The sequence below is a fragment of the Aerococcus sp. L_32 genome (genome assembly GCF_050689315.1).
Window position 1 is genome coordinate 1 of record NZ_JBOEQF010000653.1, and the last position, 983, is coordinate 983.

Annotated in this window: 2 protein-coding genes; both read right to left on the reverse strand. The window is 43.2% G+C overall.

Translation table 11 applies throughout. The features are described from left to right. On the reverse strand, positions 1-360 hold a 360-nt coding region (locus ACRCJ0_RS15470; protein ID WP_431391079.1), incomplete at its 3' end, for an ATP-binding cassette domain-containing protein. A 32-nt stretch (positions 361-392) separates the two neighbouring features. Next, positions 393-983: metal ABC transporter solute-binding protein, Zn/Mn family (locus tag ACRCJ0_RS15475; protein WP_431391080.1), on the reverse strand; the 591-nt coding region annotated here is incomplete at its 5' end.

Consider the following 983-nt stretch of genomic DNA (forward strand, 5'->3'; position numbering starts at 1 on the left):
TCTTTCGATATGTAATTTGTCGTTGTCATCTAGTTTTTTAAACCAACGATCTTGTTGGAAACGACCAGAAGCCACAAATTCATAGACTGTACTTGGAAAACCAGCATTAAAGCTGTTCAAAGTTTGTGGCACATAGCCAATTTGTAATTTTTGACCAGAAGTATTGGTTTTAGAAATTGTAGCGGACCCTTGATCAGGTGACAAAAGGCCAAGTATATTGCGTAATAAGGTTGATTTGGCGGCGCCGTTTTCCCCAGTGAGGATGACAAATTCACCCTGGTCTACGGTAAAGGAAATGTCGTTTAATACGGGTTCGTTATCCCATGAAAAGCCTAAATTTTTCACCTCAATGTAGTGCATGGTATCCCTCCTTTTCTTAATGGTTAAACTATTTATTGAACGCCTTCGGCTAAACTTTCAAGATTGGCTTTTATAATAGCGATAAAGCCGTGGCCGTCAGCTGGATATTGACTAGTGTCAACACTCTCCATTGACTGCAATTCACCTACTGTACCGCCCACTTCTGACGCGATAGTGGTCGCAATTTCAGTAGCACCACCGGCTTGACCGTAAATTACTGAAATATTGTTTTCTTGCATATAAGAAACGATTTCTGCAATACGTTTAGGCGATGGCTCAGCTGAATCCGTCACACCTGTAACTGCTGCTTGGTGTAGACCGTAGCGGTTTGCTAGGTAACCAAAGGCTGCGTGTTGGGTAAGGAAAGTTTTAGTTTCTGCTGATTCAAATAGGCTGGCGTATTCATCATGAACGGCCATCATATCGCTAGCAAATTGTCCCACGTTTTCTTGGTAAGTTTCAGCGTTATCAGGATCTGCTTCCGTTAATGCATTGGCAATTGTCTGTGCTTCAGTGACCGCATTGACAGGGTCTAACCAAGTGTGTGGGTCCGTTTCGTGACTGTGGCCCTCGTGGTCGTGGTCTTCCTCTGTTTCAGCATCAGTATCCTCATCTGTATGTTC